Origin of the sequence: Streptomyces sp. NPDC060000 (assembly GCF_042737375.1) — a bacterium.
In the GTDB taxonomy this organism is placed as follows: Bacteria; Actinomycetota; Actinomycetes; order Streptomycetales; family Streptomycetaceae; genus Streptomyces.
On sequence record NZ_JBHWUU010000166.1, the window covers coordinates 1 to 5,191 of the forward strand.

Here is a 5,191-nt window from a genome sequence, read left to right on the forward strand (position 1 = left end):
GGCCCGACCGGTACGCCGGTCGGGCCCGCACTGCTGTTCAGGTGCCGGGCTTGTGCCTGGTTCCCTCGGTCAGACCGCGGCGGGGGTGCCGAGCATCGCGGAGGCTTCCTGCAGCGAGCCGAGGATGCCCAGGGGCGCGGCCTTGGGGACGGCGCGGCAGGTGAAGCCGAGCGTGGCCATGGCCCGGAGGACTTCGGCGGCGCTGAAGTCACGGCGGTCCTGGCGGGTGATGACCTGGCCGACTTGCTTGACGGGGTAGTGACGGCGGCCGATGATCACGGATTCGCCGGTGGCCGGTTCGGGCTTGATGCCCTTCATCGATTCCAGCACCCCGCCCTTGGTGAGCTCGAAGGGGAAGCGGGCGATGACGCAGCGCATGTGGCCTCACAGAGAGAAGGGGAGAAGGGTCCGACCGGGGGTGAGGCGTTTCAGCGAGAGGGCGAGGATGCCCGGGCACTGCCTTGCTCGTCGCCGACTCGCTGGGCACCGAGCCGACGGGAGCGCATCGCATGCTCGGCTTCGGCCGTCGTGCTCACAGGTGAGGTGACCGATCCGTGGTCGCCGAGGATGCCGCGCGGGCGGACGCGGTCCGTGCAGACGGAGCTGTCGCGAACGGCAGTGAGGTCGGTTTTCTAGGCCACCGCGTCAAACTGGCGTACGGGGGCGCGCCGGGTCGCCGAGGCGGGGCGGCGTCGGCCTCGGGAGGAGGCGCTGCGCTTGGGGCGTTCGACCACCGGTGCGGTGATGACGACCGGGATGCCGGACGGGGCCTGGGCTCCGGTGATCCGGTTCAGGGCCTCGTCGCCCGCGCGGATCTGGGTGGTCTGCGGCCGGATTCCGGCGTCCGACATCAGGCGGACCATGCCTCGGCGCTGGTTCGGTGTGACGAGGGTGACGACGCTGCCGGACTCGCCGGCGCGGGCGGTCCGGCCGCCGCGGTGGAGGTAGTCCTTGTGGTCGGTCGGCGGATCGACGTTGACGACGAGGTCGAGGTTGTCGACGTGGATGCCGCGCGCCGCGACGTTGGTCGCCACCAGCACGGTGACGTGCCCCGTCTTGAACTGCGCCAGCGTGCGAGTGCGCTGCGGCTGTGATTTGCCGCCGTGCAGCGCGGCGGCCCGTACTCCGCTGTTGAGCAGGTCCTGGGTCAGCCGGTCGACGGCGTGCTTGGTGTCCAGGAACATGATCACGCGGCCGTCGCGGGCGGCGATCTCGGTCGTGGCGGCGTGCTTGTCGGCGCCGTGGACGTGCAGGACGTGGTGCTCCATGGTCGTGACCGCACCGGCCGACGGGTCGACCGAGTGCACGACGGGGTCGGTCAGATAGCGGCGCACCAGCAGGTCGACGTTACGGTCCAGGGTGGCGGAGAACAGCATCCGCTGCCCCTCCGGACGCACCTGGTCGAGCAGCGCGGTGACCTGGGGCATGAAACCCATGTCGGCCATCTGGTCGGCCTCGTCCAGCACCGTGATGCCCACGTGGTTCAGCCGGCAGTCGCCGCGGTCGATGAGGTCCTTGAGCCGGCCTGGGGTCGCGACGACGACCTCGGCCCCGCCGCGCAGCGCGCCGGCCTGCCTGCCGATCGGCATTCCGCCCACCACCGTGGCGAGCCGCAGCTTGACGGAGCGGGCGTACGGCGTGAGGGCGTCGGTCACCTGCTGCGCCAGCTCACGCGTCGGTACGAGGATCAGCCCCAGCGGCTGGCGGGGCTCGGCACGCTGTCCAGCGGTGCGGGCGAGCAGGGCGAGGCCGAAGGCGAGGGTCTTGCCGGAACCGGTGCGTCCGCGGCCCAGGACGTCACGGCCCGCCAGGGAGTTCGGCAGCGTCGCTCCCTGGATCGGGAACGGTGCGCTCACCCCTTGCCTGCCGAGTTCGGCCAGCAGCTGCTCGGGCATGTCGAGATCGGCGAAGCCCTCGACGGCGGGCAGCGCGGGGGTGATCGTCCTGGGCAGCGCGAACTCACCTTGCACTGCGGCGGGCCGGCGGCCGTAACCGCCGGAACGGGCAGGGCCGCCGGAACGGCGCGGTGTCTGCGAGCCGAAGCGGCTGCCGCCCCTTCCGGCGTCGGCGCTGCCGTTACGGGCGGAGCGGTCGTTCGTGTACGTGCGGTTCATGCGGAACCTTCCTCGATGTGGCACATATCAAGGAATTCCCGCTGCGATGAGTGGCATGGAGAATTGCAAGTATGGGCCGGTGGCAAAAGAAAGCAAATCTGGCCGGCGGAAATTTCCGGGGGCACAGGGGGGGAAATGGTGACGTGCTGGAGATGTAAATTCCAGGCGTCGGCTGCGGTGCAGCTCTTCAGGATCCGACTGCATCTCTGAAGGAGGAGACCACGTGTGGTGAGACTGCGGATTCCTCCGAGTCGTCCCGCGGGTGAAACCATCGCGGGAAACGCGTGCAGCTGGGGCCCGCACCCCGAAGGATGCGGGCCCCAGCTACGGATTGTGCGTCAGCGTCAGGCCGGAACGATGTTCTCGGCCGTCGGGCCCTTCTGGCCCTGCGCGATGTCGAAGGTCACCTTCTGACCCTCGAGCAGCTCACGGAAGCCCTGCGCGGCGATGTTCGAGTAGTGGGCGAACACGTCAGCGCCGCCACCGTCCTGCTCGATGAAGCCGAAGCCCTTTTCCGCGTTGAACCACTTCACGGTACCAGCAGCCATGTCATATCTCCTTTGGGGCAGTACATCGGAATCCGCACTGCGCGAACGCCGTGTCGCCGCGATGATTACCCCGCCCGGAAATGACCGGAAATACAAAAGCGCTCCCACCCGGCAGAGCCTGATGGGGGCACTTGAAGTTTTGGGAACCACAACTGCAACTTAGATAGACAGTAGCACGCTGGAACGGCCTGCGCACGTTACATAATTCCACTCCGCTCAGCGCGGCAAAAACTCTCACTACATGGTCCGCCAAACTCTCACTTCGCGGGCACAGAAATTGATCCACCCGGAGGGCAACGTTTCAGGATGATCGGGCACCAGCTGCGCGTGCGGCCAGACGCGGGTTGGTGGAGCAGCACCTACGACACCACCCCCACGGTCGTTTCGGACGGCTGCCCCGGCAACGGTCCGGGTGCCGCAGCGTCGGCGGTCGTCAGCTCAGATCCACCTTCTCGCCACTGACGTTGAGCACGTACCAGGCGGCGCCGAACTGGTTGAGGCCCTGACCGTTCGTGTCGCCCGGCCCGGAGTCTCCGGCATACCCGTACAGCGGATGCCCGTGATAGGTGACCTGGGTGTTGCCGTCGGACCGCTTGGTCGTGCCCAGCAGCGCGGACTTGGCCGAGCCGCCTGCCGTTGGGGCACCGGCCGTAAGCAGCGGCGGCCAGGCCGAGGCGCACGCACCGTTACAGGTCGACTGCGTCGACTTGTCCGCCTCGAACAGGTAGAGGGTGCGGCCCTTCGCGTCGACCAAGATCGTGCCGAGCTTGTCAGCCGTGGCGGTCTTGACCATGGTCTGCGCGCCGGTCGAGGCGCTGCTCGCCGGTGCGGACGGGCTTTTACCGTAACCGGGAACAGCGCTCGTTGCCCCACTCGACGGCGTAGCCGACGACGAGGACGACGACGAACCACCACCGCTGGAGCAGCCGCTCGCGCCGGTGGCGAGTGCCACAAAGGCAGCGGTACATGCAACAGCAGCCAGGCAGGGGTGCCTCATCGCAGCTCCACAACATCGGTAGAGGCCCGGACGGGTGACCGGTCCGCTGGGAGCCATGCTCTTCGCGGCTCCCGGCCTTCGTGCTCCACGGCACCGCAGCATCCGGAGATTTCGCTCAGATGGACGCTGGTCGCAGATGGTCGGCTTTGACGACTCGGTTGGTACGGGCCACCGGCGACGGCAGATCGTGGGGCAACGGCCTTCGGCGCTGCACACCTGGTTGTTTGTAGCGCTTCTTCGGGCTCCACCGCACGGACGAGAAGTGGCTCCACGGCGTACGAAGTTGATCTGGCTCCACCGCTGAGCGGACGGAGGTGCTGGGCACTGGCGGCAACGGCTCCGCGGTCTCCTCAGATCCCTCGGAGAGATCGGCAGAGCGACAGGAAGACGCCGGTAGGGTGGTCCGTTGTGGACGCGGGGGCAGGAAACGAGATGGTTGCCGTCCCGTCGGGACGGGTGACGCTGTCGGACCGGCGGACGCAGAGCAGTTGGCCGGTCGAGGTCGCGCCGTTTCAGATGTCGGCGTTCCCGGTCACCCAGTCCTGGTACGCACTGATCACAGGCCGGCGGCCGAGTACCGCCCAAGGCGAGCGGCTGCCGGTTGAGGGCGTTTCGTGGTGGGACGCCGTCCAGTTCTGTAACGCCTTGTCCCGGCGCGAGGGGCTGACGCCCGCGTATGTCCTGTGCGTCGACGCCGAGACGGCCGAATGGGACACCTCCGCGGACGGGTACCGGCTGCCGACCGAGGCCGAATGGGAGCACGCCTGTCGTGCGGGGACTACCGGCGCGCGGTACGGCCGGCTCGACGAGGTCGCCTGGTACCAAGGCAACTCCGATGGGCGGATCCATGCCGTCGGCGGCAGGCAGCCCAACGCATGGGGTCTGCACGACATGCTGGGCAATGTGTGGGACTGGTGCTGGGACGTCTACGACGCCGAGGTGTACGGCGCCTACCGGGTGCTCCGTGGTGGTGGATGGGCCGACGCGCACTGGAGCTGCCGGGCGTCGGTACGGCGGCGCAGCCACCCGACCTTCCGGATCGACGACGTGGGATTCCGCATCGCACGCTCCACACCACTGCCTCGGCCGTAACAGGCTCGTGCATCACACTCGGCCCGTTCAGCTCGCAGACCCTGCGGTACGCCGCCTCCGGCACATACGTCCGCCACTTGAGCATCCGGTTTCGGCGGTGGGTGATTGAGCGGACCATGCAACCTCCTGGCTGCCGGCTGCCGCCGTCGCCGTCGCCGTCGCCGTCGCCGGCAGTGTCCCTCGATACCGGCCAGTGCGCCTGCCCACACCACGGACAGCAGCAGGACCGCCAGCGGGGTGTAGATGCCGGCGATGATCAGGAACCGCGCTGGTACCGAACAGCAGACAGGCCGAGACGGCGTCGCCGTGAAGTGCGGGTCAGACGCCGGCCGGGTGCGGGGTTGCGGTGCGGTGGTGTTCGGCGTTGAGGCGCTGGGCTTCTTCGAGTTGGTCTTCGAGGATGATGATGCGGCAGGCGGCCTCGATGGGGGTGCCCTGGT

Annotated in this window: 5 protein-coding genes and 1 pseudogene; 1 reads left to right on the top strand and 5 read right to left on the bottom strand. The window is 68.4% G+C overall.

The genetic code is table 11. The features are described from left to right. Nucleotides 1-69 precede the first annotated feature (69 nt). From ACFWBB_RS42290 to ACFWBB_RS42305, 4 genes are all read right to left on the bottom strand, one after another. The gene (locus ACFWBB_RS42290; RefSeq protein WP_385284543.1) at nt 70-378 is read right to left on the bottom strand and encodes an SCO5918 family protein; all 309 of its coding nucleotides are present in this window, start codon (nt 376-378) and stop codon (nt 70-72) included. Nucleotides 379-632: 254 nt separating this feature from the next. Then, nucleotides 633-2,114 carry a DEAD/DEAH box helicase gene (locus ACFWBB_RS42295; RefSeq protein WP_385284546.1) on the bottom strand — a complete coding sequence of 494 codons (1,482 nt, stop codon included), beginning with the start codon at nt 2,112-2,114 and terminating at the stop codon, nt 633-635. 344 nt (nt 2,115-2,458) lie between these two features. Then, nucleotides 2,459-2,662, bottom strand: coding sequence for a cold-shock protein (locus tag ACFWBB_RS42300; protein ID WP_023586116.1), 204 nt, complete (start codon nt 2,660-2,662; stop codon nt 2,459-2,461). A 433-nt stretch (nt 2,663-3,095) separates the two neighbouring features. Next, nucleotides 3,096-3,614, bottom strand: coding sequence for a hypothetical protein (locus ACFWBB_RS42305; RefSeq protein ID WP_385284550.1), 519 nt, complete (start codon nt 3,612-3,614; stop codon nt 3,096-3,098). A gap of 477 nt (nt 3,615-4,091) precedes the next feature. Between ACFWBB_RS42305 and ACFWBB_RS42310 the strand changes: the two genes are divergently transcribed. Next, entirely contained in the window at nt 4,092-4,751 is a 660-nt protein-coding gene (locus ACFWBB_RS42310) for a formylglycine-generating enzyme family protein (RefSeq protein WP_385284553.1), read from the top strand. Nucleotides 4,752-5,069: 318 nt separating this feature from the next. On the opposite strand, the pseudogene ACFWBB_RS42315 reads toward ACFWBB_RS42310, so the two are convergent. After that, a pseudogene (locus ACFWBB_RS42315) lies at nt 5,070-5,191 on the bottom strand (MerR family transcriptional regulator); the annotation flags it as partial.

What these genes read in the sequence shown, in the direction of transcription:
- ACFWBB_RS42290 (WP_385284543.1), bottom strand. Translation starts at nt 378, where the DNA reads ATGCGCTGCGTCATCGCCCGCTTCCCCTTCGAGCTCACCAAGGGCGGG.
- ACFWBB_RS42295 (WP_385284546.1), bottom strand. Translation starts at nt 2,114, where the DNA reads ATGAACCGCACGTACACGAACGACCGCTCCGCCCGTAACGGCAGCGCC.
- ACFWBB_RS42300 (WP_023586116.1), bottom strand. Translation starts at nt 2,662, where the DNA reads ATGGCTGCTGGTACCGTGAAGTGGTTCAACGCGGAAAAGGGCTTCGGC.
- ACFWBB_RS42310 (WP_385284553.1), top strand. Translation starts at nt 4,092, where the DNA reads ATGGTTGCCGTCCCGTCGGGACGGGTGACGCTGTCGGACCGGCGGACG.